The organism is Paenibacillus paludis (assembly GCF_042610515.1).
Classification (GTDB): domain Bacteria; phylum Bacillota; class Bacilli; order Paenibacillales; family Paenibacillaceae; genus Paenibacillus_AQ.
Map to the genome: position 1 here is coordinate 36,422 of NZ_JBGJZP010000031.1, position 26,359 is coordinate 62,780.

Annotated in this window: 26 protein-coding genes; 23 read left to right on the top strand and 3 right to left on the bottom strand. The window is 46.9% G+C overall.

Annotated elements, in window-relative coordinates:
* The first annotated feature begins 2 nt into the window (after positions 1-2).
* The 5 genes from ACAN56_RS33240 to ACAN56_RS33260 are packed head-to-tail and all read left to right on the top strand — an operon-like array spanning position 3 to position 5,256.
* On the top strand, positions 3-1,019 hold the full coding sequence (locus tag ACAN56_RS33240) for an LLM class flavin-dependent oxidoreductase (RefSeq protein ID WP_379148114.1): 1,017 nt from the start codon (positions 3-5) through the stop codon (positions 1,017-1,019).
* 48 nt (positions 1,020-1,067) lie between these two features.
* Positions 1,068-2,249, top strand: a complete 1,182-nt coding sequence (locus tag ACAN56_RS33245) for an amidohydrolase (RefSeq protein ID WP_379148116.1) — start codon at positions 1,068-1,070, stop codon at positions 2,247-2,249.
* Positions 2,246-3,421 (top strand): N-methyl-L-tryptophan oxidase, encoded by a 1,176-nt coding sequence (solA, locus tag ACAN56_RS33250; RefSeq protein ID WP_379148160.1) that lies wholly within the window; start codon positions 2,246-2,248, stop codon positions 3,419-3,421. The genes ACAN56_RS33245 and solA overlap by 4 nt, the downstream gene beginning before the upstream one ends.
* Complete coding sequence (locus tag ACAN56_RS33255) at positions 3,421-3,900, top strand: DinB family protein (protein ID WP_038587377.1); 480 nt, start codon at positions 3,421-3,423, stop codon at positions 3,898-3,900. Before solA ends, ACAN56_RS33255 begins: the two co-directional genes overlap by 1 nt.
* 18 nt (positions 3,901-3,918) lie before the next feature.
* Positions 3,919-5,256 (top strand): LLM class flavin-dependent oxidoreductase, encoded by a 1,338-nt coding sequence (locus ACAN56_RS33260; RefSeq protein WP_038587378.1) that lies wholly within the window; start codon positions 3,919-3,921, stop codon positions 5,254-5,256.
* Positions 5,257-5,579: 323 nt separating this feature from the next.
* Here the strand turns inward: ACAN56_RS33260 and ACAN56_RS33265 are convergent, their stop codons facing one another.
* Positions 5,580-6,266, bottom strand: coding sequence for a PspA/IM30 family protein (locus ACAN56_RS33265; protein WP_038587379.1), 687 nt, complete (start codon positions 6,264-6,266; stop codon positions 5,580-5,582).
* Between the two features lie 60 nt (positions 6,267-6,326).
* Positions 6,327-6,545 carry a PspC domain-containing protein gene (locus ACAN56_RS33270; RefSeq protein ID WP_038587380.1) on the bottom strand — a complete coding sequence of 73 codons (219 nt, stop codon included), beginning with the start codon at positions 6,543-6,545 and terminating at the stop codon, positions 6,327-6,329.
* A 374-nt stretch (positions 6,546-6,919) separates the two neighbouring features.
* Here ACAN56_RS33270 and ACAN56_RS33275 point away from each other — a divergent pair, with 374 nt between their 5' ends.
* On the top strand, positions 6,920-7,549 hold the full coding sequence (locus ACAN56_RS33275) for a YfbR-like 5'-deoxynucleotidase (protein ID WP_038587382.1): 630 nt from the start codon (positions 6,920-6,922) through the stop codon (positions 7,547-7,549).
* A gap of 67 nt (positions 7,550-7,616) precedes the next feature.
* On the opposite strand, the gene ACAN56_RS33280 is transcribed toward ACAN56_RS33275, so the two are convergent.
* Positions 7,617-8,252 carry a CPBP family intramembrane glutamic endopeptidase gene (locus tag ACAN56_RS33280; protein ID WP_052091873.1) on the bottom strand — a complete coding sequence of 212 codons (636 nt, stop codon included), beginning with the start codon at positions 8,250-8,252 and terminating at the stop codon, positions 7,617-7,619.
* A 133-nt stretch (positions 8,253-8,385) separates the two neighbouring features.
* Here ACAN56_RS33280 and ACAN56_RS33285 point away from each other — a divergent pair, with 133 nt between their 5' ends.
* From ACAN56_RS33285 to ACAN56_RS33365, 17 genes are all read left to right on the top strand, one after another.
* Positions 8,386-8,553 carry a hypothetical protein gene (locus ACAN56_RS33285; RefSeq protein ID WP_156130826.1) on the top strand — a complete coding sequence of 56 codons (168 nt, stop codon included), beginning with the start codon at positions 8,386-8,388 and terminating at the stop codon, positions 8,551-8,553.
* Between the two features lie 59 nt (positions 8,554-8,612).
* A complete protein-coding gene (locus ACAN56_RS33290; RefSeq protein WP_379148121.1) occupies positions 8,613-9,425 on the top strand; it encodes a PP2C family serine/threonine-protein phosphatase in 813 nt (270 codons plus the stop codon).
* 74 nt (positions 9,426-9,499) lie between these two features.
* Positions 9,500-10,258: a methyltransferase domain-containing protein gene (locus ACAN56_RS33295; RefSeq protein WP_379148123.1), complete on the top strand. Its 759-nt coding sequence runs from the start codon at positions 9,500-9,502 to the stop codon at positions 10,256-10,258.
* A gap of 18 nt (positions 10,259-10,276) precedes the next feature.
* The gene (locus tag ACAN56_RS33300; protein WP_038587388.1) at positions 10,277-10,783 is read left to right on the top strand and encodes a chloramphenicol phosphotransferase CPT family protein; all 507 of its coding nucleotides are present in this window, start codon (positions 10,277-10,279) and stop codon (positions 10,781-10,783) included.
* A 647-nt stretch (positions 10,784-11,430) separates the two neighbouring features.
* Positions 11,431-12,297 (top strand): AraC family transcriptional regulator, encoded by an 867-nt coding sequence (locus ACAN56_RS33305; protein ID WP_038587392.1) that lies wholly within the window; start codon positions 11,431-11,433, stop codon positions 12,295-12,297.
* An 83-nt stretch (positions 12,298-12,380) separates the two neighbouring features.
* Positions 12,381-13,784, top strand: coding sequence for an ADP-ribosylglycohydrolase family protein (locus ACAN56_RS33310; protein ID WP_379148126.1), 1,404 nt, complete (start codon positions 12,381-12,383; stop codon positions 13,782-13,784).
* A gap of 378 nt (positions 13,785-14,162) precedes the next feature.
* A complete protein-coding gene (locus ACAN56_RS33315) occupies positions 14,163-15,140 on the top strand; it encodes a PHP domain-containing protein (RefSeq protein WP_379148128.1) in 978 nt (325 codons plus the stop codon).
* Between the two features lie 2 nt (positions 15,141-15,142).
* A complete protein-coding gene (locus ACAN56_RS33320; RefSeq protein ID WP_379148130.1) occupies positions 15,143-16,099 on the top strand; it encodes a PHP domain-containing protein in 957 nt (318 codons plus the stop codon).
* A gap of 8 nt (positions 16,100-16,107) precedes the next feature.
* A complete protein-coding gene (locus tag ACAN56_RS33325; protein WP_379148132.1) occupies positions 16,108-17,460 on the top strand; it encodes an MATE family efflux transporter in 1,353 nt (450 codons plus the stop codon).
* Positions 17,461-17,471: 11 nt separating this feature from the next.
* Positions 17,472-18,575, top strand: coding sequence for a 2-aminoethylphosphonate--pyruvate transaminase (gene phnW, locus ACAN56_RS33330; protein WP_379148134.1), 1,104 nt, complete (start codon positions 17,472-17,474; stop codon positions 18,573-18,575).
* Positions 18,576-18,593: 18 nt separating this feature from the next.
* Positions 18,594-19,406 carry a phosphonoacetaldehyde hydrolase gene (phnX, locus tag ACAN56_RS33335; protein WP_379148136.1) on the top strand — a complete coding sequence of 271 codons (813 nt, stop codon included), beginning with the start codon at positions 18,594-18,596 and terminating at the stop codon, positions 19,404-19,406.
* Positions 19,396-20,754, top strand: coding sequence for an aspartate aminotransferase family protein (locus tag ACAN56_RS33340; protein WP_379148138.1), 1,359 nt, complete (start codon positions 19,396-19,398; stop codon positions 20,752-20,754). Before phnX ends, ACAN56_RS33340 begins: the two co-directional genes overlap by 11 nt.
* 127 nt (positions 20,755-20,881) lie before the next feature.
* The gene (locus ACAN56_RS33345; RefSeq protein WP_379148140.1) at positions 20,882-22,294 is read left to right on the top strand and encodes a type 2 periplasmic-binding domain-containing protein; all 1,413 of its coding nucleotides are present in this window, start codon (positions 20,882-20,884) and stop codon (positions 22,292-22,294) included.
* A 118-nt stretch (positions 22,295-22,412) separates the two neighbouring features.
* Positions 22,413-23,303, top strand: a complete 891-nt coding sequence (locus tag ACAN56_RS33350; RefSeq protein ID WP_379148142.1) for a carbohydrate ABC transporter permease — start codon at positions 22,413-22,415, stop codon at positions 23,301-23,303.
* A 217-nt stretch (positions 23,304-23,520) separates the two neighbouring features.
* On the top strand, positions 23,521-24,168 hold the full coding sequence (locus tag ACAN56_RS33355) for a carbohydrate ABC transporter permease (protein WP_156130827.1): 648 nt from the start codon (positions 23,521-23,523) through the stop codon (positions 24,166-24,168).
* Positions 24,165-25,259 (top strand): ABC transporter ATP-binding protein, encoded by a 1,095-nt coding sequence (locus tag ACAN56_RS33360; protein WP_379148145.1) that lies wholly within the window; start codon positions 24,165-24,167, stop codon positions 25,257-25,259. The genes ACAN56_RS33355 and ACAN56_RS33360 overlap by 4 nt, the downstream gene beginning before the upstream one ends.
* Before the next feature lie 43 nt (positions 25,260-25,302).
* Positions 25,303-26,082: a DeoR/GlpR family DNA-binding transcription regulator gene (locus ACAN56_RS33365; protein ID WP_038587416.1), complete on the top strand. Its 780-nt coding sequence runs from the start codon at positions 25,303-25,305 to the stop codon at positions 26,080-26,082.
* The last annotated feature ends 277 nt before the right edge of the window (positions 26,083-26,359 follow it).

The following is a 26,359-nucleotide window of genomic DNA, read 5'->3' on the forward strand; positions in this document are numbered from 1 at the left end:
ATATGGCGATTACAATAAGTGTCCTCGACCAAAGTCCAATTTATCCGGGGGAAACGCCGGAAGAAGCCTTCTTGCATACGATTAAGCTGGCGCAATTATCCGAGCAGCTGGGATTCCGCCGTTTCTGGGTTTCGGAGCATCATGACTCCGGGCAGGTAGCGGGTTCTTCCCCGGAGGTGTTGATTTCTCATCTGCTCGCCAAGACGGAACGTATCCGGATCGGCTCCGGCGGTATTATGCTTCAGCATTACAGCCCTTATAAGGTAGCGGAGAACTTTAACGTGCTGGCTTCGCTTGCACCGGGGCGGGTGGATCTGGGGGTTGGCCGTGCTCCCGGGGGACTGCCGAGGAGCACACAGGCATTGCAGCAGGGCAGCTTTGAACCCTCCAGCCTGACGGACAAGATTATCGAACTCGAAAAGTATGTACATAACCGGCTGGAGGAAGACCATCCGCTGGCGGGGCTGAAGGCAGGCCCGATTCCAGGGACACCTCCCGAAATTTATGTGCTTGGTGCGAGTGTAGCCAGTGCGGAAATCGCTGCCGGACTGGGGTTGCCGTACGTATTCTCTTTATTCATCAATGGGGATCAGGCGATAGCGTTGGAAGCGATCGAGACTTACCGCAACAACTTCGAGACTTCGCCGGGAAAAGAACCCCGGGCAATTATTGCGCTGTCTGTCCTGGCTGCCGAAACCGAGGAGGAGGCCAAAGAACTGGCCGGAGCGCATAAGCTGATCAGGATTAATCTGGCCAGCGGCAAGACACTGACGGTTGCTACCCGGGAGCAGGCGGAGGAATTTACCCGGCAGAGTACGGAAGATTACACCATAGAAGAGCGGGAGCCGGAAATTACAAAGGGGACAAAAGCCAGCGTGCGGCAACAGCTGCTGGCGTTGTCCTCAGCATCAGGCGTCGACGAGTTTATCATCACGACCAATGTGCAGCCCTTCGATAAGCGGGTCCATTCCTTTGAACTGCTGCATGAAGCACTGGCTGAAGTGCCTGCGGAGGCCTGACAAGAAGGGCTAGTCCGATAAACATTATCGAAGGGAAGGAGGGCTTTCATGACTAGCAAAACCGTCGAGCCCAGCGCGGAGGCGTTCTATGAAATCATAACCGGGGTCCGGCGCCATTTGCACCGTTACCCGGAGCTGTCCAACGAAGAGTATGAAACCACGAAATATATTACTGCCCTGCTGGAGCAGGCCGGAGTAACTGCCCTGGATTATGGGCTGAAGACCGGCGTTGTCGCGGAGATCGGCGGACTGCAGGAGGGGCCGGTAATCGCCCTGCGTGCCGATATTGATGCCTTGCCGATTCAGGAGGAAACCGGATTACCCTATACCTCACAACATCCCGGTAAAATGCACGCCTGCGGACATGATTTTCATACCGCGGCACTGATCGGCGCTGCTTATCAGCTTAAACAACGGGAGAAGGAATTGAAGGGAACCGTACGCCTGCTGTTCCAGCCTGCGGAGGAGAAGGCGAAGGGTGCACAGCAGCTGATAGCCAGCGGGGTGCTGAAAGATGTCCGTGCAGTGATTGGAATGCACAATAAGCCGGATCTGGCGGTCGGAACCATCGGTATTACAAGCGGCCCGTTGATGGCTGCTGCGGATGGTTTTGTGGTTGAGATCAAAGGAGCAGGATCACATGCTGCTGTGCCGGAGGCCGGAGTCGACCCTATCGTGACAGCTTCACATGTGGTGACTGCACTCCAGTCTATCGTCAGCCGCAATGTCAGCGCATTGCACAGTGCAGTGATCAGTGTGACGCAACTTCACAGCGGGAACTCATGGAATATTATCCCGGAGTCAGCAGTGCTGGAAGGTACGATTCGCACCTTCAATGAACAGGTGCGCGGTGAGGTGCTTGAGCGATTCAGCCAGGTGGCGACCGGTGTAGCCGCTGCTTTAGGAGCAGAAGCGGCTGTTCGCTGGATCGAAGGCCCACCGCCGGTAGTCAATGATGCCGCGCTTGCACGGCTTGGAGAGCAGACGGCAGAGGAGCTCGGCTACACCTCCGTGAAGCCGGTGCCTTCACCGGCTGGCGAAGATTTCGCCTTTTATCAGCGGGTGGTTCCCGGATTGTTCGTCTTTATGGGCACCGCCGGAAGCCGGGAGTGGCATCATCCTTCCTTCAATCTCGATGAACGTGCACTGCCGGTAGGCGCCGCATTCTTCAGCAATCTGGCTGTACGTTATTTGGAACAGTTCTCCTCGGAGGGAGGTGCAGTGACATAACGAAACACTCTGTTTATGACGTGATTATCGTCGGGGCGGGTTCAATGGGCATGAGTGCCGGTTATCATCTCGCCCGGCGGGGGATCAAGACATTGCTGATCGATGCCTTCGATCCGCCGCATACGGAAGGAAGCCATCACGGAGAGCCGCGGTTGATCAGGCATGCCTACAGCGGTGACCCCACCTATACTGACTTGGCCCTGCGTGCCCATGTGCTGTGGAAAGAAGCGGAGCAGCAAAGCGGAACCGAACTGCTTGTGCCTTCGGGAGTCCTGAATCTGGCAGACAGCGCAGTATACTCCTTCCTCGGTCGGCTGGCGGAAGCCGGGAAGCAGAAGGTACGAGTAGAGCAGCTGGATGCACAGGAAATCCGCCGGAGGTGGCCTGCCTTGAACCTCCCGGATTCGTACGAAGCCATGTATGAGCCGGATGCCGGATATCTCTACAGTGAGAGATGCATCGCCGCTTACCGCGGGCTGGCATTGGCTCATGGTGCAGAGCTGCTGACGAATACAGCAGTACTTCATGTGACTGCGCGCGAAGGAAGTGTCACGGTCCACACGAAGAATGGGGAGATTCATGGAGGGGCGGCCATTCTGAGTGCCGGGGCCTGGTTTGGCGCGCTGTCGCCATTCATCACACTGCCGATTAAGGCGATCCGCAAGGTTGTCGGCTGGTTTCAGAGTGCGCCTGACTTTGACAGCGGAAACTTCCCCGGATTTACATTGGGCACCGAGGAAGGCGGATATTACGGCTTTCCCAGTATTGGCGGAGCCGGCCTGAAGATCGGACGGCATGACACGGGCTTGGAATGGAAGCCGGGTGAGAAGCTGGCTCCTTTCGGCACTGAAGAGAGTGACGAAGGGGATCTCCGCCGTGTGCTGGAGGCGTATATGCCCGGCGCAGCCGGACGGCTGCTGAAGGGGGCGGTCTGCAAATATGAGCATACACCGGATGAGGATTTTATTATCGACCGTCATCCGCTTCATCCGAATGTGCTTCTGGCCAGCGGGTTCTCGGGGCATGGCTTCAAGTTTTCCAGCGTTGTGGGGGAAATCCTGGCTGACTTAGCGGCAGACGGACAAACCCGCCACAATATCCGGCCGTTTTCGTTAGCACGCTTTGAGACACCGGGTCAATCGCAAGCCGGACAACTTTTGGAGGGGATCTAATGGGCAATGTGCAAATCAGGGATTATTTGAATACGCATCAGCAGCTGGTTCAGGCACTGGAGGATTTGACGGAGGAGCAATTAAAATGGAAGGCCGGGCCAGCCAGCTGGAGTGTAACCGAGGTGCTGGCTCATCTGGCCGATCACAGCATAGTGGTTTCATTCCGTATCCGCGATATTCTGGCGGGTACCGAAGTGCAGCTGCCGGTCTTTAATCAGGATGCCTGGGTCAGCGGCCAGTATGCCAACAGCGGGAATGCCGGCGACAGCCTGGAGTTGTTCCGCAGCCTGCTTCACTACAACAGCCTACTCCTCGGACGGCTCAACCCGGAAGACTGGGAGAAAAGCGGCATTAACTTCAAAGGGGAAACGGTCAGGATTACGGACATCGTACGTTTGTTTACCGCACATGTACAGACCCACCTTGGCCAGATCGAACGTATCAAGCAGAGTGCTAGCGCAGCTTCTTATATTCAATAATTAAGAGGAGGAATGGATATGACCAAGCCAAGACAACTGAAACTGGGGGCGCTGCTGCACGGGGTAGGAGGAAGCACCTCGATGTGGCGTCATCCTGAAGCCCAGCCGGATGCGAGTGTGAACTTTGAGCTATACAAGAAGTGGGTACAAAAGGCCGAGGAAGGCAAGCTGGACCTGATCTTTATAGCGGACGGTTTATATATTAATGAGAAATCCATTCCCCATTTCCTGAACCGGTTCGAGCCATTGACCATTCTCAGCGCCTTGGCTGCCGTCAGCAGCAAAATAGGCCTGGTAGGCACCTTGTCCACCTCCTACAGTGAGCCCTTTACCGTGGCCCGCCAGTTCGGATCTCTGGATGTGATCAGCGGCGGACGGGCAGGCTGGAATGTTGTAACTTCTCCGCTGGAAGGCTCCGCTCTGAATTACAGCAAGAAAGAGCATCCTGACCATGGCAAACGCTACCGCATCGCCGCAGAGTATTTGGAGGTGGCGCGCGGATTATGGGATTCCTGGGAGGATGACGCGTTTGTACGCGATAAGGAGAGCGGCGTCTTTTTTGATCCGGACAAGATGCACACGCTGGATCATCAAGGAGAATTCTTCTCTGTAAAAGGACCGCTGAATATTGCCCGCTCGAAGCAGGGACAGCCGGTTGTATTCCAGGCAGGTTCTTCAGAGGTCGGAAAGAATTACGCCTCGAAAGAGGCCGATGCCATCTTTACCGGACATGACACGCTGGAGGAAGCGCAGGCATTCTACCGGGATGTGAAGGCCCGGATTGCTTCGTTCGGCCGGAATCCCGATGAGGTGCTGATCTTCCCGGGCATTGCGCCTATCATTGGCGATACCCCGGAGGAAGCGGAGCACAAATACCAGGAGGTTGCCGGCCTCGTGACGATTGAGAACGCGCTGAATTATCTGGGCAGATTCTTTGAGCATCATGATTTCTCGCAGTATCCACTGGATGAGCCGTTTCCGGAGCTTGGCGATTTGGGCCGAAACAGCTTCCAGAGCGGAACGGACAAAATAAAGAAAAATGCCAAAGAGCAAGGCTTGACACTGCGCCAGGTCGCTCTGCAATCTGCTACCCCGCGCAGCAGCTTTATTGGCACACCGGAGCAGGTGGCGGATCAAATCCAGCACTGGTTTGAGTCCGGTGGGGCAGACGGCTTTATGATAGCTGCCGCTGTACCGAGCGGCCTGGAGGAATTCGTGGACCGGGTGGTGCCGATTTTGCAGGAACGGGGACTGTTCCGTAACGAATACGAAAGCGATACACTGCGCGGAAATCTCGGTATACCGGTACCGGAGAACCGTTATTCCAAGTCGACGGAGCCCGCAGGACGAATTTGAGGATAAGGTCAGCTGGTTTAACAGGCAGTTTAATCCTGATACCCCTGATTATAGAGATTGAACTTAAAAACTTGAGATAAGGGAAAGGAGCAACGGAGGGGGATTTTGGAACTGGAGGAGTGGTAGCGTCCGCCTTTGTCTTCGGATTTCTACCGTTAATAGCGGTTAAAATCAAGAAATTTGAAGACAACAGCGGCCGGAAGTCCAAATATTCACCGTAGTTGCGACTGATCCTGTACTCTATAACCTTGAGTTCAATCTATATAGTACACAAAAAAGGATACTCTCCCTTGAAAGGGAAGTATCCTTTTTGTGTATTTTAGTTACTTGCTGCTGTCCGTTTTTTTGCTGCGGAGCCGTTCCAGCTCGGCTTCTACTGCACTGTTAACCGGGGAATCTGCTGCTTCAGCAGATAGGTGTGCGGAGGTTTCCGCAAGTGCTTCCCACTCGCTGATTTTGTCTTCCATCCGTTCGAAACCGCGTGATGCTGTACCGGCGTTGATAACATGGCCCCGGGTTCCGGGATAAGCAGGGTGACCGCTGTTCTGAGCCTGCTGTCTCGCCAGTTCCTCCGCTTTACGCGCACGGGCAGCCAGCTCGGTTCTTTTGGCTTTCAGGCGCTCATGCTCTGCTTTGGCACTTTGGATGCTGACTTCCAGGGCAGCCAGAGTCTGCCGGGTTTCTTCCAGACCTGCCGTGCATTCTGCTTCGCTTTCCAGGTAGCGCAGCTTAGCCATTACAGCGGCTCTGGCTGCAGGCTCATTTCCTTCGCTCATTGCTTTGACCGCATCCGCTTCACTGCGTTCCGCAAGGATTTGATATTCGGAGATACGACGCTCCAGCACATTGGCAGCTGCCTTGAATTCGCGTTGTTTATTTTCAGCGCCTGTAATTTTATCATCGAGTTCCCGCAAATATTGTCCAGTTAGCAGAATCGGATCCTCCAGTTTATTCAGACCTTCGTGAATTGCTGCCTTCGTCAGGGTGGTGATTCTTTGGAATATGCTCATGTTCATTTCTCCTTTAGGTTTGGATGAATTTAATGGTTTCAATGGTTTAATTTAAATTGATTAAAAAGAATGGTAGTCATCCGTGAAGCTGGTAATAGGCTCTTTAGGGACAATGAGGCTGGCCACTATATAAATGAGAGCAACGGTGCCGAAGCTGAAGACGGCAGTGACCGCAACAAGCAGTCTAATAAGTGTGGCGTCAATGTTCAGTGTACGGGCCAATCCTCCGCATAAGCCGGTAAGCTTTTTGTCTCTTTCGGAACGGAATAGTTTTGTCATGGTTGAATCGCGTCCTCTCCATTGGGATTTACCAGAATGAATCTTTTTTTAATATCCGGTGTCTATGTACTTATTGTAAGGCTATATGAAGTTCGGAAAAACGGCCTGAAGACTGTTTTTCAATCCAGACCTGAGGCGGGGAAAGGTTCCGCAGTAAGGCGGGGATGAACAGTACAACGGGGAAAGGAAGGCCTTCTGCCATTTGTAATATGTTGTGCCGGGAGAACGCCTTTCTCTCTTTTAACATAAGAAGTCAACTGCTTTATCCGCATTTAACAATGGGGACCTATACTGTTATTATCTCTATTCCTCCGATAGCTTAAGAGATTGTAAACAGCCGGATCATATGATGAAGATAAGGGAGGACTGGCCCCATGGGTATTCATAAATATTTCCGCTCTCTGAACGAACTGGAACGGATCATCCGCTGTCCGGGGAAATTTAAATTCGAGGAGCACAGTGTAGCGGCCCATTCCTGGAAGGTCGTGCAGTACGCCAAAACCTTGGCAGATATCGAAGAAAAGCATGGTGCAGTTATTGACTGGAAGAAGCTATACGAGATTACGAGCAGCCACGATTACGGTGAAATTTTTATCGGCGATATCAAAACACCGGTCAAACATTCCTCGCTGCAGCTGCGTTCTTTAATCCAGCAGGTCGAGGAAGGCATGGTCCACAATTTCATTGAAGAGCATATTCCCGAGGATTTCAAAAGCATCTTCTTTCATCAATTGCGTGAAGGCAAGGATGAATCGCTGGAGGGGCTGATTCTGGAGGTAGCCGACAAGATGGATCAGGTCTACGAGGCATTCGCCGAACTGCAAAGAGGTAATACGGAAAAGGAGTTTGTGGTTATGTACCGCAATGCTCTGATCAAAATCAAGAACATAGACCTGAAATGCGTGGAATATTTCCTGGCTGAGATTTTGCCGGATATGGTCAATGAGGAAACACTGTCCTCCATCGATATCAAACGGATCACGGAAGAGGCACTGGCTCTGTAGTTTAGGGCCGGGGGCTTTTTTTTTGTATACATAGAAATAAATGAAGAGCGAAACTGGGCAGCAGAGATCAGCTAAACATAGAGTTGGATTGTTTCTTGGCGATCAAATACGCATAAAAGGCCGCTGAACCGTTGAAAGCGATATGCAGTGGGACAGTGAGCGCAATAGACTCTGTTACCTGGGCGATCAGCCCAAAGAACAGCCCGCCGGCAAATGCGAATATCATAAATCTGATGCTCTGGCTGTTCAGCTTATAATATTGTAAATGGGAGACTGCAAAGAGCGCAGCTGTGATTACGACAGCGAAGCTGAGTTCGATTACAGGCGTATGATGAATTTGGCCGAGGCTGTGATGACGGGTGAGAACGGGCAGAGCCAGCCCTCGGAAGGCAATCTCTTCGAGCACGGGATAGATAATCACGAAGTTGAACCGGTCAAACCTGCCTGAGGGAGAATAGCCGGAGGATCTCGAGATGAGGCAATTGACAATCAGAATGATAAGGAATAAAGGCAGCACCGTAGACAGATTCTTCGGGAAGCTGTAGACATAAGTGTTTTTTATTAATAAGCTTGCAATGATAACCATAATTCCCCAATAATAGACAGAGAACCGTAGATGCTGCTTATAGATAAGCCCAATTACTTTTTGAACAATCCTGAACGAAAACGATAATAGAATCGCGATGAACAAAGACCACAGCATTTGCACTTCAGTCCTCCCGGCGGATTACAGCATAGTTAATTTGATTTTCTTGCTTTACGGATTGGATAGATATGACAAATATAACATGAAGAAAGCGTGTGGGTATATGAAAAAACGGGGCTGAAGAGATCAGGTGGCTGCGTTCGGTGTTGAATCTACGGACTTGTCTTCACTGACGATCAATGGAATCGCTGTAAGCGAGAATATCGCGGATGTGCAGTGGGATGTGTACAAGAAGAATCCAAGTTTTGTGGATAAAAGCACTAAAGCAGCTGAATCCCAAAAATGCCCCGGACGATAAGATTGTCTGGTCCATTGTAGAGAGGTACTAGAGTGAATAGATAGGAGATAGAGGCGAAAATGGAACGGGATAAGATTAAGTTTAGCTGGGTAGGCAGTCACGCAATGTACCTTGACGATCCTGCGGCCATGAATTTTGGTAATATGGCTATCGGCTGTTATGGCGGAAATACTGCAGCAGGTGCGGACAAAAACGAAGACGGCCTCTTTGTATTGCTTGACCCGGACGGAAGCTGGGAGTTCGTTATGTTGCTGGATGCCCATAAAACGGCAGAAAGTGCAGAGCTGCTGGTTAGCACCATTGACAGTGCAGCCAGTGAAATTACCGGACATCTATCACAGCCCATATCACAGGCTTTTGATGCTTTACAGGAGTATCTATTATCCCTCTTTACCTCGGAAGCCTTCATTAACAGATGCAGGGAAGTGACCGGTGAAACGGCATGCCTGCTCTGCGCCCGCAAAGAGAATTACATATGGTGGCTGTCTGTCGGTGACAACTCACTCTACCTGCTTCATCCGGACCTCGCTGCCCGGGGGCAATTCTTATTGAACCAGCGGAATTATTATGAATGGATCGGGTATGCCAACACCTTTGCCCAGCCTGTTCCCTGCTATTCAACTGGAGTCAGAGAACTGAGAGAAGGACATCAAGTGCTCGTCATGACGACTGACGGTCTTCTGGAATATGGGGCACAGTCCTATGCAAATCCGCAAAAGCTGTTTGATGCTTTCTATTCGGCAAGGGATATGAAGGAGTGCATCGGTGCTGCGCTAATGGAGGTACATCAGGAAAAAGGCCGTGACAGTGCAACTGTCATTGCCTGGAGCTTCGATAATAAGATGACAGCAACAATGCCAAGTGACCAGTGAATTCTGTTGGAGACTTGATCCGCAACACCTATGATGTTAAGTAACATTATCTAAGTTGAAAAGAGGGATAAACGATGAGTAAGGCGGGTGCTTTTGCAGCGGCATTGGATTCCTATTGGCATTATACGCAAATGCCTTGGGGCCGATTATTTTATCAGACGGCTTGGGATCAAATAGACCGGTTCTTAGGTGAGCAAGCACAAGCTATATTGGACATCGGCTGCGGCTTCGGTATTTCCAGTAATGAGTACAGCAGGAAAGGGCATCGGGTAACAGCGGTAGAGCCTGCCCATGAGATGATCGAGCTCGCCAAAAAGGCTGGACCGGAAGTGTCTTATTTGGAGAATTCTTTTGAAAAGGCATCCGGGAGTTTGGGGAAATACGATTGGATCTTTTGCCATAACATTCTTGAATATACGGAGGATCCACAGCCTTTTATCCAGCAGATCAGCAACTGCCAAGCCACAAATGGCTACTTGTCACTGATCGCTCATAATCCGGTGGCGAAGGTAATGAAAAAGGCTATTCTTAAAAAAGATCCTGAAGATGCGCTTGCAAGTATAGGCAGCAGCCGGGAGTATAGCGGCATTATTCAAACGGATATCACAGTATATCCTTACTCTAAGTTAGTGGAATGGCTCAACGAAGCGGGTTATGAGATTGAAGGTCATTTTGGAATACATAATCTGTACGGATATATCGCTGATAATGAGCTTAAGCAGACTGAAGAATGGCATAACCAGACTATGCGGCTGGAGCTTGAAATCGGCAATCACAGTCCATACAGGGATATAGCCATATTTACACATATTATCGCTAAGAAAAGCAATTAATTACCGGAGGAGTTAAGCATGAAAAAGGGGAATATCATTTTATTAAATGGAGTTTCAAGCTCCGGCAAGACAACGGTAGCCAAGGCATTATTAAACAAACTGCCGGATTATTTCCATTATAGTCTAGATAGTTTCGACCTTGTCATCGAACAGATGGAGGACCGGGACAATAATCGGCTAATTCCTGTTGCAACAGAGTATTATTTCCACCGGACGATTGCGATGTTCGCGGATACCGGGGTTAATCTTATCGTGGATCATGTGATCCATGACGCCTTTACAAGAGAGGACTGGCAAAAAAGCCTGTCCGGATATCCGGTGATGTCTGTGGGCGTGTTTTGCCCGCTAGATGAGCTTGAGCGCAGGGAAAAGGAAAGAGGAGACCGCAGAATCGGGCAAGCCAAAGAGCAGCTGGAGTTTGTCCATATGGAAGAGGTGTATGACCTGAAGGTCGATACGTTTAGGGATGGTTTGGAAGGTTGTGTGGAGAAAATCCTTCAGCAGATGCAAGCAGAACTAGAATAGTACCTATGGCAAAGCTATTCATGAAACCGTAAATAACACGTAAAGGGCTCAAGCGGATAAGCTTGAGCCCTCTTTGCATGCGGCGGAATTTTGCTCTTCAAAAGATAGGTGCGGGGCGTCGTGCCAACCAATCTTAAGGAGGGGTATCAACGATTTCATTTAAAACAAAAGAAACCTACATGTACTAATAAAATATTCCGATAATGATTTTTGAAGGGTGCATTTACAATTTAATCCTGATATTTCGGTCAGCGGATGGATGGAATGGGAATATAATTTTACCGGGTCGAAGGAGTACAAAATGATAATGAGTTTTCTATTTATTGCTTTAAGCGCTGCAGTTGGAGTGTGGATGTGGTTTTTAGTTATAGGGATAATCTTTTCTATTGGCGGCGGTAGCTTATTCACAGTAACTCACTATGATTCTTTACTTTTTAATACTATCCTTTTTTTATTGTGCATCGTAGTTTATCTGTTTTTTGCACACCACCTCTTACAAAAAAAATTGCAGCTTTTGCTGCTTATTTGTTTTGCTACAACTTTTCTCTCCTTTTTCCTTACGCCTTTGTTCATGGAGTAACACGTTATATCCCAATTTACACCGCTTATGCTACTCTATGAATATTGGACGATAGGAGGGTGAATGCATGAGCGAAGGAGAGCAATTAAACATACAGTATGAGCATGAAATACCCGTTAATGCTTTTGTTTGGTCACCGAACACATTCATGCAGCCCCTGCATTACCATTCCAGTCTAGAGATCGGCTGTTGTATTTCGGGAAAGGGATGGTTTCATTTCGGAGAAAACACGTACCCTGTTCAGGTTGGTGATGTATTCATAGTTAACCATTCGGAGCTGCATATTGCCTGGTCTGATGAAGAGGACCCAAGTACATATATCTTTCTGAATTTCGATCCAGGGTTGTTGCTTACAGAGGACGAGAGGCTCCTGATTCCTTTCTGTTATTCTAACGGACTCTATCAGAACCGGATTCCACACAGCGAACCCCTAGCCATTGAATTAAGACAACTCATCGAACGGGTCCGATCCGAGCTTGTCGATAAACAAGAGGGGTACTCCAGCATGGTAAAAGCAACACTGCTGCATATATGTACCCTCCTGCTTCGGAATCGCTCAATCCCACTGCAACAGAAGGATTGGCAGAAGCTGACACGTACGATCAGGGAGTACCGGAAACTGATGGATTACATTAAGGAACATTACACGGAAGCTTTAACCCTTCAGGAGGTTGCTAAATATCTGGGAGTCAGCCCCTCACGTGCAAGCCACGTATTTCTAGAAGCAACCGGGCGCCATTTCAAGGATTGCCTCCTGCAGGTCCGACTCAACGAGGCGAAGCGTTTACTCGTGAATACCAGCCTGGATGTCACCGAAGTATGCTTCTCAAGTGGGTTTCAAAGTGTATCGACGTTCTACCGTTTATTTGGATCAATCATTGGGCTTTCTCCAATTGAATACCGGCAGCAATATCAAACATTTCGCAATATTTGAGAATTTCCCTATAGTTATTGAGAAGCCTCTCCTCCAAACAGGTTCTATAATGAATATAAAATACAAAGTTTGGGGTGCGGATCATGGCAGGATGGGATAGTTTACAGCGCTTGGTGAAAGAAGAGGTTATTCAGCGCAGAGATGAAGGCTGCAATACAGAGGGCTTTATTGAAAAGATTGAGACGGCAGGCAATGATCGTGAACAATTAATGGCAATATATGAGCAATTGATGAGGCTACCGGTTAGACCCGATTTCCCGTTTGCCGAGCCGTCTGAATTGGATGAAGAACGTCCGGAAGGGCCGAGAGTGCTTCATCCGCAACATTCCGAGCCAGTCTGGCGGGACAAATTTTATGGAGCATGGCTTGGACGCAGTGTTGGCTGTGCACTTGGCAAACCCCTTGAGCAGTGGGAATATATGGCCGGCAGCTTCGGCAATCCAGGCTGGAAGAATGTTCAGCTTTGGTTCCAAGGTGCAGACGCATGGCCTATAACGACTTACGTACCTGCCCAATCCCGTGCACAAAAGGAGGTTGGTCTGAACATTGCTAATGTCTCCCCTAAGAGCCTGCGTGAAAACATCTGCTACATGGAGAGCGACGATGATATCCGGTATACGGTCCTTGGCCTCATTATGCTGGAAGAAAAAGGGCTGGAGTGGGATTCTTGGGATGTGGGTCTGTTATGGCATAGAGTTTTGTCTTATTCTCAGGTATGTACAGCTGAAACGCAGGCGTATTTAAACTTTGCTCAGGTAACCTCACATCTTAACAACTTATTGGAAAATGAAGGGAATGCCCGGAATTCAGACTGGGAACAGCAGAAGGATTGGGTCCGTACCTATCTGAATCCTTATCGTGAATGGATCGGCGCCCAGATCCGGGCAGACGGATTAGCCTATGGCGCAGCCGGCAAACCGGCGCTAGCGGCTGAACTGGCATGGCGTGATGCTTCTTTCTCTCATGTAAAGAACGGCATATATGGAGAAATGTTCGTAGCCGCCATGATTGCTGCTGCATTCTCGGAACACGATCCTGAGCGGATCGTCGAAATCGGCTTAAGCGAGATTCCTGCTGCCAGCAGATTGGCGAAGGATGTTAGGGAAGCTGTTGCGATTGCACGTAGCACGAAGGATCAAGTGGAGTTGGTTAACCGGATATGGGAAGCCTTCAAGCACTATAATCCGGTTCATACCAACAACAATGCGGCTTTGGTGGCGGCTTCACTGATCTTCGGTCAAGGGGACTTCGAAAAAGCCATTACCACAGCGGTTCTGGGTGGCTGGGATACAGATTGCAACGGGGCCACAGTCGGCTCTATTATGGGCGCTATGTTAGGAGCAGAGGCAATTCCTAGCTCATGGACTGCACCATTAAATGATATCCTGTATGCAGAAATCAATGGGTTCCACCCCATCCCGATTTCTGAATGTGCGGCCCGGAGCTTTGAGGTGTTTAAGAAGCTGAATCCAGATTCCTGTTGCTAATAAAGAATAACATGGAAACCTTAAAGGTCTAGCAACCTTTTAGGTTTCTTTAGTTTGTACAAAGGTATGGCTGCTTGCTGTATTTATGATTACGCATAATATTGGACTAACAAAAGCAGAGTATGATTGAAAATATAATATTTATTGCTCTGAGAAACGGGAGACGTCTATAAAAGAACTCTTCCGTTTCTATTTTTATGTCCGTTTTTGATGTCCGTAAGCTGCAATTTTATTAACGGATGATGAATTTTGTTAGCCCACTGTTAATTATAAGCGAATGGCTTGAAAGGCTCTTACTCCAGGTTGTATGATCAAAATAACAACAGAAAACAAAATGAAAACACATGAAAACAACGTAAATTATTAGGAGGGCAAGTTATGATTAATAGAGTTTATTTAGACCGGGAAAAGACTAAATATAAAGGCAACCTGCATCTTCATACCACTTGGTCGGATGGCAGTTTACCTGCAGTACAAGTAGTAGAAGCTTTTAAAACCAAGGGCTATCATTTCATTTCGATTACCGACCACGATATTTATGCCAGAACGGAAGAATTCAATACGGTTGATTTCGTCACTCTCCCAGGGATGGAACGAGGGGGATTAAACCAGGTTGCAGATAAAAATCCAGGCTACCATTTCGGTGTGTTAAATGATCCTACCGCAGATTCAGAGCTGGAAAGATTCGAACATTTAGAGCAGTTCCCGGTGCCGATTCCATGGGTAGGGGACCACTCGCCCCAACTGCTCATTGACGAAATGCGGGCGCACGGGAATTTGGTCATCTTCAACCATCCGGAATGGCACTTGACCCGATTTGAAGACATGGTTAAATATGATGGATTTTTCGCGATAGAGATTTACAACCATGCTACGGAGTGGTCGACCACAAGCTCTTATGGCGCAGCTTATTGGGATCATGCGCTGCAGAATGGCAAACGAGTATTCGGTATTGCTGCGGATGATTCTCACGAACATGATCCAAATTGGAGATTTCCTGAATACGGAGGAGGCTGGGTACAGGTGCAATCGACAGCGCTGAACCCAGTGGATCTTGTGAAAAGCTTGAAGCAAGGTGAATTTTATTCCAGCAGCGGTCCGGAAATTTACGATCTGCGGGTGGTGGACGGCAAACTCACGATCGAGTGCTCTCCCTGTAAATTTATTATGTTTAAATCATTTCCCCAAAGAGGAGCTTTTATAGGGGATTTTGAGAGCGGTGAGCCATTGACTCAAGCGTCCATGGAGGTCGATAAGGATATGCAATATATTCGCGTGGAATGTATTGACTTCACAGGGAAGGTGGCATGGTCCAACCCTGTATTTGTATCCGATTTGCTGCAGGGAGGAGAATAGCTATGAAGTCAAAAATCTATTTAGACGAGAGTAAGCGCAAATTCAAAGGGAATCTCCATACCCATTCAACTCGCAGCGATGGGCAATATGCTCCTGAGGTTGTAATCGAAGCTTATAAGAATAAGGATTATGACTTCATGTGTTTAAGCGATCATGAAATTTATTTCAAATCCGATAGCTATGACGACGACAAATTTATCATGCTGGATGGTTATGAAATGGCATGTGAAATGAGCAGGAAAGAAACGGGCCAGCAATACCATATACACGGGCTTTTCGATAAATCGCTAGGCTCAGAATATGGATTCCAGCACGACGAAGAACATGCGAAGCCGGAATATAAAAGCTTGGATACGATCCAGGCCCTGATAGAAGAGATGAGGCATAAAGGGAATTTAATTATTATGAATCATCCGGAATGGTCCAGAAACCGCGCTGAGGATTTGCTGAAGCTAGAGAACTATTTTGCGGTAGAAATTTATAATCACCAGTCCGAAATCGACGAAGCTGTCGGGTACGGCGTTCGCCATTGGGATTATTTACTGAAGAACGGGCGTAAAGTGTTCGGCGTGGCTGCCGATGATGCTCATGGTGGGCGTATAGATGAGGTAATCTCGGAATTTTTCGGTGGATGGATTTCGGTCGATGCGGACAAGCTGGAGCAGCAAACGTTGATCACGGCGCTAAAGAGCGGACAGTTCTACTCTTCACAGGGGCCGGAAATTTTGGATCTGCGGGTAGAGAATGGCTTCTTGCAAATCAAATGCTCACCGGTAAAATTTATTAAGTTTATTACACATCCCAGTAATGGGCGTGCGTTATATAACAAAGATGCTTCTCCCATTACCAGCGGCGAGTTCAAGGTAGAGGGTACAGAGCAGTATATTCGCGTGGAATGCATTGATTTCGAAGGGAATATTGCATGGTCAAATCCAATTTTTCCGGATGAACTGCAATAGGGGCAGAGATGAACGGTTCTGATATGCAATTTCGTAAAGACATGAAGAGGTTAGTCATCCCTTCCGTACTTCAAATGCTACTCGGGAATTCATTTTCTTTGATCAATACATTAATGGTCGGAGGATTAGGGGATACGGCGATTGCCATAACGGCTGCTGTGGGTCAAATCAGCTTTATTCTTGGAATGCTTCTTGCAGCGATTTATGGTATTTCAGCTTACATTACACAATTTTATGGAGTAAAAGACTTTGTAAATGTTAAAAAAGCATTTGCTCTTATGCTGATCTCAAGCATCCTCCTTTCATTAGTTGTATTTATTCTAGTTTCTATGTTTAAAGCGCCGTTAATCTCACTTTTTATCCAGGATGAATCAGCAATCGCATATGGCGTTCAATATTTATCTGTGATCGTATTCGTTTTCTTAATTAATTCTATCAAAGATGTTTTTAGCAACGCATTGGGTTCGATAGGTAAGGTGAAGCTGACTCTGATTGTTGGGGTTATGGCTATGTTCGTCAATATTTTACTGGACTATGCGCTTATTTACGGGAAGCTTGGTTTTCCTGTGTACGGTATTGTTGGAGCGGCCTGGTCAACCTTAGTATCCTCTATGCTCAGCGCGGTTATTCTACTAGGTTATGTCTATTGGAACAAATATTATTTCAATGTCACGCTGAAAGAAATTCTTTCTCTGCGCTGGGATTTTGCCCGAAAAATATACATAACCACACTGCCGCTCTTGTTCCATGAAGGGATGTGGTCGGTTGGCAATATGTTATATGCGGTAGCCTTTGGTCATTTAGGAGTGGCTGCTCTAGCAACTTACCAATTAGCGCTCACGTTTAACCGATATTTCATGATGGGAATTTTCGGGTTTGCGTACGCAGCCAGAGTCATGATTGGCGAGAAGTTAAGTCAAGTCGAATCGGGTGAATACCTTATTTATGCCCGTAAATTCACGCGGATTGCCCTCTATTCGGGTATAGTCGTTGGAGCTCTTATACTGCTGCTTAATCCGTACATTGTACATCTATTCCCCAACATTAGCATTGAGGTGCGAACCTCCTTCCGGCATGTGATGGTTATTCAAGCTGTAGTGATGATCATGTTCTTCTTAAATAACCTGTGGATTGTCGGCATGTTCAGAGCGGGCGGCGATAATCTGTACACAATGAAGCTAGTTTTAGTCACGACCTGGCTTATTGCTCTTCCGTTAGTGTTTGTTGGGGTGTATGTCTTTTACCTGCCTGTCGAGATCGTGTATATGCTGTTCGTATTCGAGGAAGTTGCGAAGGCAGGTTTTGGCTATTTCAGATACAGATCAAATAAATGGGCAAGAAATCTTGTTCGAAATATGTAGGAGGTACTACGATGGGAGACCACTATTTATTATTAACACCGGGACCGTTATCCACAACACCTTCCGTCAAAGCAGTGATGCTGAAGGATTGGTGTACCTGGGATGACAGTTATAAACATATCGTTCAGTTGATTCGGAGCAAGCTGCTTCATATAGGCAGAGCATCGGAAGCCCGTTATACGTCAGTGTTAATGCAAGGAAGTGGAACCTTCGGAATCGAAGCAACGATTGGAACGGTTATCCCCCAGGATGGCAAACTCCTTATTCTGGCTAATGGAGCGTATGGCAAACGGATTGAACAAATTGCAGGGATACTCGGAATTGGTTACCGAACTTTAGAATTCGCCCCGAGCCAAATTATTGATGTAGAGCAATTGGATACCTTGATGAAGCAAGATCCAGCGATAACCCATGTTGCGTTCGTACATTGTGAGACAACGACAGGTATTCTTAATCCGCTCGAACAGCTGGTACAGGCGATTAAGAGACACGGGAAAATAGCTATTGTCGATGCCATGAGCAGCTTTGGAGGGATACCGGTAGAAGTTGAGAAGTGGGGCATTGATTACTTAGTCAGCAGCTCAAATAAATGTATTCAAGGCGTACCTGGCTTCAGCTTTGTTCTCTGTAACAAGGATGAATTGGCAAAGTGTAAGCATAATGCAAGGTCATTATCATTAGATCTGTATGATCAATGGCAAGTGATGGAGCAGGAGGAGGGGAAGTGGCGGTTCACCTCTCCGACGCATGTGGTACGGGCCTTCTCTCAGGCCTTGCTTGAATTAGAGGCAGAAGGCGGAGTCGAGCGGCGTTATGTCAGATATCTTGAGAATCAACAAATATTAGTTCATTTAATGGAAAGTGCGGGATTTAAAGCATACCTTCCCGAAGCGCTGCAGTCGCCGATTATCACCACGTTCAGGTATCCGGACTTTGAGCATTACAGCTTTGAGTCTATGTATCTCTTTCTGAAAGAGCGAGGGTATGTAATCTATCCAGGTAAATTAAGCGACGTACAAGTATTCCGGATCGGTTCAATTGGCGATGTGCATCTAGAAGATATGGTGGGTTTGTGTGCGGCAATATTGGCCTATGCGACAAACAATGGGGAATGAATGGAGAGCGATTCGTTTATGAAAATACAAGGATTAATATTGGACTGGGCCGGAACGACGGTCGATTATGGGTGTATGGCTCCCGTGCATGTGTTCTTCGATATCTTCCGGATGATTGGGATCGAACCGACGATGGAAGAAGTCAGAGCTCCAATGGGGTGCCTAAAATGGGATCATATCAAGATGATGCTGGAAATGCCGCGGATACGCAGTCAATTTGAAGAAAAGATGGGGCGTCCATTCACCGACAGCGATGTGGATCAGCTGCATGATGCTTTTGAACCGAAGCTTCTTGAAATCTTACATCGATTTGCTGAACCTATTGAGTATGTTGTCGATACCGTGCAGCAGCTCAGAAAGTCAGGGTTACGAATTGGCGGGACGACAGGATATAACGACACCATGATGCAAATTGTCGCAAGCAGGGCAGAGATGAACGGTTACGCACCAGATTATTGGCTGACTCCTGATTCTGTCCATGGCAGAGGGCGCCCGTATCCTTATATGATCTACGCGAATATGATTCATCTGGATATGGGTATGCCTTCTCAAATCGTAAAAGTAGGGGATACGAAGTCGGACATGCAAGAGGCAAGAAATGCCGGAGTATGGGCGGTTGGCATCGTTAAAGGCAGCTCCATATTAGGTTTGACGCAGGAGGAAGTGAATGAGATGGAGCCGGCTGCTTTGAAGCTTCTAGTTGAAGCGGCTAAGCAGCAGTTTATCGAGTATGGAGCGCATGATGTTATTGAGGATATGTCTCAGCTGCCTGGTCTCATTGAAACGATTAACAGCCGTTTGCTGGGAGGGGACAGCCCGCATGGATATTAAGCCTTATCAGAGAAGTGAAGGAGACATTAATCTATCGGCAGAACGCGAGCAATGGCAAGAAACGAATTTAAGCCGCCACACTAGAGAAGTTCTAGAAGAAGACAGCCGCTACTTTCTGCATCAATCGATGTCGACGCCTTGTTTGAACGTAATTACAAATGCCGAAGGCATCTATTTAGAAGATCTGGATGGCCGCAAATATATGGATTTTCACGGTAACAGCGTGCATCAGGTTGGGCATAAGAACAGTTATGTTATTGATGCGGTCAAGAAGCAATTGGACGAGCTGCCTTTTCTGCCGCGGCGTTATACGAGTCCGGTTGCAGTTCAATTAGCATGCAAGCTCGTGGAGCTGGCCCCTGGTGATCTGAATAAGGTGTTATTCACACCTGGGGGTACAAGTGCCATTGGAATCGCGATGAAGCTTGTTCGTAAAGCGACGGGAAACTTCAAGACAATTTCTACTTGGGACTCTTTCCACGGGGCAAGCCTAGATGCGATTTCTGTAGGAGGAGAAGGTGTATTCCGAAACCATATGGGACCCTTGCTGCCGGGAACAGAGCATATGATGCCTTATAATTCCTATCGCAGCTTCTATGGGAATTCCGATCCTGACGGCTCGAAAACCCTTGATTATCTGGAATACATGTTGAAGCGGGAGGCAGATGTCGGGGCAGTCATTATGGAGCCGGTACGCAGCACAGATGTGCAGATTCCGCCGAAAGCGTATTTCCAAAGATTACGTCAAATATGCGATCAATCCGGTGTTCTGCTTGTGCTGGATGAAATTCCAACAGCCCTCGGGAGAACCGGCAAAATGTTCGTTCATGAGCATTACGATATTGTTCCGGATATTGTGGTTATTGGCAAAGGGCTTGGGGGCGGATTATTTCCAATGGCGGGCATCATTGCACGTGAAGGCTTGGATGTGGCTCATGATATATCCCTCGGGCATTATACCCATGAGAAGAGCTCAGTAGGTTGTGCCGCTGCTTTGGCGACAATCGAATATATTGAACAGCATGGATTGCTCGAACATGCGGAGCGAATGGGAGTTTATCTGGAGCGGGAGCTGATGGCCATGATGAATAGACATGAAGTCATTGGGGATGTCCGGGTGATTGGAATGCTCGCTGCGATTGAGCTGGTTACCGATCGCCAAACGAAGAAAGAGGCGGTAGAAGGGGCAGAAAAGGTCATGTACCGCTGTATGGAGATGGGACTGAGCTTTAAGGTTTCTAATGGCAACGTGTTAACCTTGGTACCGCCCTTAATTACAACTCAAGAGCAGCTGCAGCATGCCCTCCAGTGTATTGAAACGGCGATCTCGCAAGTGTTTCCACGGTAAACAACATGAAAGCATAATAAAACAACATGAAAACATATATTTAACTTGGAATTAATCCTCTTATTACACTCTAATCTTATACTAATATTGTACTAGATTATAAAAAATGGGATGAGGGGAAATGGAGATGCGGACCAAATTATCCATGCTATTTGTAGTATTGCTAGGATTGACCGTCGTATTGGGAGCATGTAGTGCGAAGAATAATACGGGGAAAGAAGCAGCTTCTGCGGCAGATGTTCAGAATAAATCTAATGCACCGAAGGATGCCAAGACGAAAGAAATTATTAAAATCAGTGTAGGTGAGGACGATTACGGTGCCCGGATGTCAAACTATGCAGCTGCTTTTAAAGCCTTGAATGAAGAGTTGACGGCACAAGGCAAAAATGTAGAAGTAGTTGCCGACATTTTGCCGGCTGTTGGTGATGATGAACTTGTTCTACAAGCCCAAGCCGGCCAATACCGCGATATTTCTATGAATTCAAGCCTGGATATTGGCTGGGAACTGGATGCAGGACTTATTCAACCCATTGATTGGCTGAAGGAGTCGGAGGTATTCAAAACTCTTCCACAAAATCTATGGGATATCATGGAATACCAAGGGCATGTATACGGTGCAATTCAGGATATGGACGCTTCCCCTCTGTATATAAACATAACAGCTTTAAAAACACTGGGTTGGTCTGATGCGGATATTGAAGGACTTCCGGATCGGGTGCTTAAAGGGGATTGGACGATGGAGGATATGCTGAACATTGCTACTGAAGCTGTTGAGAAAAAGGTGACGAAGTACGGCTTGGTGAGTGATGGGCTCGACAACATCAGTGTTCAGGACATCAACAACCAAATGATGGGCTTTGAGCCTTACGATCAGGAACAAAGTAAAGTGATTTTCGATAAAAAGGGCATTACAGATACTTATAGTTTTTGGGAGAAAGGGATTAAGAGTGGTGCCATTACAAAGGACTTTGCTGCATTGGAAGATGTGGGCTTCGGATATTATGTTAACGGTGATGTCATGTTTTTCATTGGAGGTACCGGATCATACAATAGTATGAAGGAAGCTTACGGGAAAACGGATAAGGAATTCGAGGATTGGTTTTATGCAAACAGTACCTTTACTCTAATTCCGGCTGGAAGTAAGGGCGGGGAGCCGGGTTCACTGGCCAATCCGCGTCTGTATTATGTCAGCTCCAAGGTAGATGAGCAGAAAATGCCTTATGTTCAACGAATCATTGAATTGGCAATGGCTCCAAATTTACAAATGGACCACACCATAGCCTCAGGCAAACTGCCGGTAACAAAATCGGGACAAGAAGATCCACGGTTTAGTGATTTAAGATTTTTACATGACGTAGCGTACATGCTGGATTATACCAAGGTACGTCCGCCGCATCTTGCCTACCCTGATTATTTGAAGCAGCAAATTAAAGGTCTTGAAGCAATCATGGTTAATGGTGCATCGGCAGCAGAAGCCTATAAGTTATTCGAAGAAAACTATAAGCAAAATGTGGATCAGGACCAAGTCATTTTCAGATAGCCTGCAGCAACACTTTCGATAATAGAAGAAACAACGGCTTGCATAGTGCAGGATTGTAAAGTCCTCCTATGGCAAGCCGTACATATGAGAGAGGAAGGGGCCAATGAATTTAGCCAGATTGAAGAAAAAATCTTACCCCTATCTGTTTTTGGCGCCGTTTGCGATCTTAACTTTATTATTCTTTGTCATTCCTGCATTTGCGACTATATGGATGTCCACAACAAATCTAGATCGTAAGATGAAGGCGGATTTCATCGGGCTGGGGAATTTCCGGCAAATCCTTGCAGACATTAATTTATTGCCGATCATTAAGATAACCCTGATTTATGTATTTTTCTCCTTAATCCTTACCGTCGCTTTCAGCTTGCTCTTGGCGATTTGCACACAGTATCTGGTGAAAAATAAAAGAATAGGTGCCCTTTATCGTGTCATATGGCTCATTCCGAGCACCATGCCTGGCTTAGTCTATGTTGTATTCTGGAAATATATATTCAACCCGACACCAGGAGGATTTGCGAATAAAGTCATCATGTACTTTGGTCTGGAACAACCGGTATCCTGGTTCAATGAAGCAGGACTATTAATTATTATTGTTGCCGGAGTCATCTCAGGTGCCTCGGGGGGTATGATTCTGTTCTCGGCTTCGATCAATTCAATTCCCGAAGATATATATAAAGCAGCAAGGGTGGATGGAGCCAAAGACCGTTCTATTATTAAGGACATCATACTTCCTGCATTAAAATGGCCGATTATGTACGTTACGGTGACTTCGACGATCGGATTGTTTGCAAGCTATAATTTTATTTTGCTTGCTACGGGAGGCGGTCCCGTGTTTGATACCACAACGTTGGCTCTCTATGGTTATCAGCAGGCCTTTAATCGGTTGGCGTATGGATATGGCGCTGCTATATCGGTCATAGTGGTCATTATTTCACTTCTGCTAACCCTGTTGTTATTTCGGATATTTGATTTCAATAAACTGATTCGTCCTCCCCGGATAGAAGACTAACCATACTAGATAAGAGTGGTGAAACCCTGTGAGCTTATGGAAATTCAGCAAACGGAATATGATTCATTTCTTCATGGTCCTGTTAATGCTGCCTATCATTTTTATGATCATTTGGTTATTTGTATCGTCGGTATACAACTATAATTCAGGGAGATTGTCTTGGGAGAATTGGCAGTTTTTAAGGAGATCTTTTGTTCTTGAAGGAATAAGTTTTCCGATGATTTGGCCGATTGTGATGAATACGGTTGTGTTTGGGCTGCTCATCACGGTGATAGACCTTCTGGTTGCTGTTCCAGCTGCGTATGCCTTTTCCAGGTTGAATTTTGTTGGCAAAGGATTTGCTTTGAAATTTCTGTTTATTATGGGGTCCTTTCCCGGGATTACATTATTGATTACAAGCTTTTTTATAATGATGTACTTAGGGCTGCTCAACACCGTATTTGCAGTTGTTGTACTGTCGGCAGCAGGAATGATTCCTTGGCATGTGTATATTCTGAAGGGATTTTTTGATGAAGTCTCCTGGGACTTGGAATTCTCCGGCATGATTGACGGGTGCAGCCGATTCAAATGTCTTTATCAGATTATTCTGCCGAATATGCTGTCGGGTATTTCAGCGATCGCCATCTATGCTTTTATGGGGGCTTACGGGGAATGGCTGCTAATCAAGCTGTTTATTTTCGATAACACCAAATTGACGCTTGCCGGTTACCTGGCCAAACTTATTTTTACAGATGATGATAAGGTTACAAATATTGGGCTAATTACAGCTATTGGACTCTTCTATACCATTCCAATCGGCATATTTTATCTATTCACCCAACGGACGATGATGAAGGTGACCATAGGAGGTTCCAAAGGCGTATGATAAAACTAGAGGGAATATCGAAGAAATTTGGCGATTCAACAGCGCTGGAAAATGTCAGCTTGGATATTAAGCGGGGAGAATTTGTCGCGCTTCTAGGGCCATCCGGCTGCGGCAAGTCAACCACGTTAATGATTCTGGCCGGACTTCTGCAGCCTACGAGCGGAAAGGTGTATTTTGACGGGAAGATTGTAAATCATGTGGAGCCTAAGGACAGGGATATCGGGATGGTATTTCAAAGTTACGCGCTCTATCCGCATATGACTGTCCTTGATAATATTGCATTTCCATTAAAGCAACGGAAAGTGAAGAAAAAAGAACGTCATCAAAAAGCCCAAGAGATTGCTGCAATGCTGCAAATTGATCAATTGACAGACCGGATGCCAAGCCAGCTCTCAGGCGGACAACAACAGCGGGTAGCGATGGCCCGGGCACTTGCTAAAGACCCCTTGTTCCTGCTGCTGGATGAACCTATGTCAAATCTGGATGCCCGCTTAAAGGTTGATGTCCGCGACGAAATCCGGCGCCTGCAGCTGAAACTGGGAATTACAACAATTATTGTGACCCATGATCAGGAAGAAGCGATGGCAGTGGCTGATAAAATCGCGATCCTGCAAAATGGGAAAATTCAGCAGTACGGTACACCGGACGAGTTATTTATGAAGCCTGTTAATTTGTTTGTCGCACACTTTATGGGGAATCCGCCCATGAACATCCTGAAATGTGATTTGCTCCGCAACGGAAATGAACGTATATTACGTGGAGATGGCTTTGACTATAAGCTTTTATCGACTAAAAAATTGAACGCTGAATTTAAAGGAACAAAGGTAGCCCTAGGGGCAAGGCCTCATCATCTTCAGATTTCCAAAGTACAGCTGGAGAATAGTATTCCGGCAAAGGTCGTGCTGGTCGAACAGCTTGGGCGGGAGAAATTGATCAAGGTCATGTTGGGCGATAATGAAAACACGACGAATTTTATTCGTATTTTAAGCCCTTCGGATCTGAATGTGTCGTATAATGAACGTATTTATCTTACACTAGACTCTGAGGCTATTCATATTTTCGATGAAGAAACCGGCAAGGTCATCACCTAATACGCAGGATGGATTTTGAAACTATGTTAAGGGAGGGAGCAAGTTGTCGCTTGCTGGGGAGGATAGAAAGATCAGTATTATGAATCTGCTTAATGAGAAGGGCAAAGTGATTGCCAGAGAGCTTTCTTTGCTCTTTGAAGTTTCAACGGAAACGATACGAAGAGATCTCGATGAGCTGGAAAAAGAAAATAAGTTAAAAAAAATATATGGCGGTGCGGTTAAGTTCAAGGTGGGAATGGAGCCTCCTCTTTATGAAAGAGAATTATTAAACGCTGAGGCTAAGAGCAAGATCGGGCTTCTCGCTGCGGAGTTAATTGATCACAACGATGTGATTATAATAGATGAAGGAAGTACGGCTCTGCAAATTATTCATTTTTTAGAGGGCAAGCATAATGTAACGATATTGACCAACTCTATACCAGCGATGATGTTACTGATTGAAAATAAAAAACGCGGGGCCTTCGACGGTAAAATTATTTTGATAGGCGGAGAAGTCAACGTAAAACACTTGCGGGTATCCGGTCCGATTGCTGAGAAAATTATGGAGGATTTCTATGTCAATAAATCCTTTATTTCTGTGGATGGTGTTTCCTTGGAGTATGGGATCACAAGCTATGACTACGAGCAGGCGGTACTGACCAGGGAATTAATTCGTTGTTCAGAGACGGTGATTGTAGTTGCAGATGAGTCGAAAATCGCTAAACGAACATTGGCCAAAATTGTTGATTTTCATGAGGTGCATGTTATCGTTTCCGATCAAGCGCCTCCAAACGGTTGGATTCCGAAGCTTAAGGATAGCGACGTCAGATGGATACATCCTTAGGGCTGAAAATCATAAGTTTTTAATGAATGAAACCTTAAATTACGATCTGTAACAGATTGTGGTTTGAGGTCATTTTTTTTGCCTTTCTAGAGCATGTCTTCAAACTGGAAGAGCTCTGGGGAAGCAGGGATTTAGTATTGAAAGTAGGGTCCCTAAAAGCCCGCAGCGGGTTCGTTTACTCGTAAACATTCCTGTATACGCTAAGTTTTCAGCTTAGACAAAAACAAGAGCGCCTCGTATGATGGGGGTGTGAGGGGTCTACAGCCCTAAAAACCCA

Excerpts from the sequence above, each read along its gene's own strand:
- ACAN56_RS33240 (WP_379148114.1), top strand. The coding sequence starts at position 3 with ATGGCGATTACAATAAGTGTCCTCGACCAAAGTCCAATTTATCCGGGG.
- ACAN56_RS33245 (WP_379148116.1), top strand. The coding sequence starts at position 1,068 with ATGACTAGCAAAACCGTCGAGCCCAGCGCGGAGGCGTTCTATGAAATC.
- ACAN56_RS33255 (WP_038587377.1), top strand. The coding sequence starts at position 3,421 with ATGGGCAATGTGCAAATCAGGGATTATTTGAATACGCATCAGCAGCTG.
- ACAN56_RS33260 (WP_038587378.1), top strand. The coding sequence starts at position 3,919 with ATGACCAAGCCAAGACAACTGAAACTGGGGGCGCTGCTGCACGGGGTA.
- ACAN56_RS33265 (WP_038587379.1), bottom strand. The coding sequence starts at position 6,266 with ATGAGCATATTCCAAAGAATCACCACCCTGACGAAGGCAGCAATTCAC.
- ACAN56_RS33270 (WP_038587380.1), bottom strand. The coding sequence starts at position 6,545 with ATGACAAAACTATTCCGTTCCGAAAGAGACAAAAAGCTTACCGGCTTA.
- ACAN56_RS33275 (WP_038587382.1), top strand. The coding sequence starts at position 6,920 with ATGGGTATTCATAAATATTTCCGCTCTCTGAACGAACTGGAACGGATC.
- ACAN56_RS33280 (WP_052091873.1), bottom strand. The coding sequence starts at position 8,252 with ATGCTGTGGTCTTTGTTCATCGCGATTCTATTATCGTTTTCGTTCAGG.
- ACAN56_RS33290 (WP_379148121.1), top strand. The coding sequence starts at position 8,613 with ATGGAACGGGATAAGATTAAGTTTAGCTGGGTAGGCAGTCACGCAATG.
- ACAN56_RS33295 (WP_379148123.1), top strand. The coding sequence starts at position 9,500 with ATGAGTAAGGCGGGTGCTTTTGCAGCGGCATTGGATTCCTATTGGCAT.
- ACAN56_RS33300 (WP_038587388.1), top strand. The coding sequence starts at position 10,277 with ATGAAAAAGGGGAATATCATTTTATTAAATGGAGTTTCAAGCTCCGGC.
- ACAN56_RS33305 (WP_038587392.1), top strand. The coding sequence starts at position 11,431 with ATGAGCGAAGGAGAGCAATTAAACATACAGTATGAGCATGAAATACCC.
- ACAN56_RS33310 (WP_379148126.1), top strand. The coding sequence starts at position 12,381 with ATGGCAGGATGGGATAGTTTACAGCGCTTGGTGAAAGAAGAGGTTATT.
- ACAN56_RS33315 (WP_379148128.1), top strand. The coding sequence starts at position 14,163 with ATGATTAATAGAGTTTATTTAGACCGGGAAAAGACTAAATATAAAGGC.
- ACAN56_RS33320 (WP_379148130.1), top strand. The coding sequence starts at position 15,143 with ATGAAGTCAAAAATCTATTTAGACGAGAGTAAGCGCAAATTCAAAGGG.
- ACAN56_RS33325 (WP_379148132.1), top strand. The coding sequence starts at position 16,108 with ATGAACGGTTCTGATATGCAATTTCGTAAAGACATGAAGAGGTTAGTC.
- phnW (WP_379148134.1), top strand. The coding sequence starts at position 17,472 with ATGGGAGACCACTATTTATTATTAACACCGGGACCGTTATCCACAACA.
- phnX (WP_379148136.1), top strand. The coding sequence starts at position 18,594 with ATGAAAATACAAGGATTAATATTGGACTGGGCCGGAACGACGGTCGAT.
- ACAN56_RS33340 (WP_379148138.1), top strand. The coding sequence starts at position 19,396 with ATGGATATTAAGCCTTATCAGAGAAGTGAAGGAGACATTAATCTATCG.
- ACAN56_RS33345 (WP_379148140.1), top strand. The coding sequence starts at position 20,882 with ATGCGGACCAAATTATCCATGCTATTTGTAGTATTGCTAGGATTGACC.
- ACAN56_RS33355 (WP_156130827.1), top strand. The coding sequence starts at position 23,521 with ATGATTTGGCCGATTGTGATGAATACGGTTGTGTTTGGGCTGCTCATC.
- ACAN56_RS33360 (WP_379148145.1), top strand. The coding sequence starts at position 24,165 with ATGATAAAACTAGAGGGAATATCGAAGAAATTTGGCGATTCAACAGCG.